Here is a 1,354-nt window from a genome sequence, read left to right as displayed (position 1 = left end):
TCCGGCTCAATACCGAAGTCATCTGTTGGCAGCTTAAGTCTCTTTATTAAACTGTCCATTTTATGGGGTATAGTTCACAGGCACTGTGTCCCTTTTGGGGAACAAGAAAACTACTCCTGAGTAAAGAGAGACAATAATATGTTTTTTTCAAAGAAATGTTACTTTGGTAAAAGGAAAACGAAACAATACACGAAATACCTAATTTAAAAAAAGAAGATCTATTCTTGCCCGTTATGTAGAGAATATGCGGAAAGAAGGGCTTTTAAGCGAGTGTGATTATAGATAAGGTCAACCTAAAAACAGGCTGACCTTATAATAGGTACTCTTTGTAAATTCAATCAAACGTTTGATTGAAAATTACTTTACTCGTTTTTTAGGTTTACTCCTAGGCTTTCTTTTATTTGGATCCAGTATCATAGACATTGATCTTGAATTTTTCCCCATTTCGGTTGTTATGTATCTGAGCTGCATGGCATTCTGCAGTTTTGTGTTAAAAGCAGAGACTGAGCAATGGATAATGAGAGTGGCCCCATTTGAGAATTCTATGTATGTTTTCTTCTTGTAGCTTAGGGTACGAACAATATGTGCAGGGTTAAACCAAATTGTATCGTCATTCTTGGCTGATTTGTCAGAGAATAAGCAGATGCTTTGAATCGGGTTAATCATAACAGGTGGCATATGGATTTCACCACCAAGAATCCATTTAGCTGAAGACATGGCACCTTTTAAATCATAGCCGATACATTTAATGCAATTTTCTAGTATATGGAGAGGGGAATCATCTATGAAGAAGGTCTTTTCCAGTTCTCTAACAATGGTACATAGCTTTGCATTTCGATCATAAACACCATACATGTAAAGAGTATTCGGATTAATAATATAACTTTCTACTAACAACATGCTCCTCAGCTCCTTCAGCTTTCAAATAGTAAACGGTAACGTACCCCTAACTATTCTTAACAATACCTCCTTTACATTTAGAATCTTCCCCTTATGTGATTATATGAAAAAAGAAATAGGATTAAATATCTATTGTCAGGATCTCTTCCATGACAAATTTGTGAACCATGGGGACAGGTCTGAACCATGGGGACAGGTCCGTTGTCCCATTATTGAATAAGGTACGAGAGCTTTTTCTTGTTTAGTAGAGCTCTAGCTTTGTGATAATAATCACCTCCCTACCCACAAGTGGGTAGGGAGGAGTTAAAAGTATAATATAGCTGAGTATGGTTATAATTTTGGACTCAAGGCATTAAGAAAGAATTGGGACTAGGAACTGATCTGAACCCAAAAAGTTAGACACGAATTATTAAGCAACTTCCTGGGCATGATTTCGATACTGAATCGGACTCAT

Annotated in this window: 1 protein-coding gene; it reads right to left on the bottom strand. The window is 36.6% G+C overall.

Going from position 1 to position 1,354, the window contains the following annotated elements:
* Positions 1-357: 357 nt before the first annotated feature.
* Entirely contained in the window at positions 358-900 is a 543-nt protein-coding gene (locus ACRX5O_RS25150; RefSeq protein ID WP_433908440.1) for a competence protein ComK, read from the bottom strand.
* Positions 901-1,354: the final 454 nt, after the last annotated feature.

Source organism: Robertmurraya mesotrionivorans, from assembly GCF_050971805.1.
GTDB lineage: Bacteria > Bacillota > Bacilli > Bacillales > Cytobacillaceae > Robertmurraya_A.
This window is presented reverse-complemented; position numbering and strand designations above follow the sequence as displayed.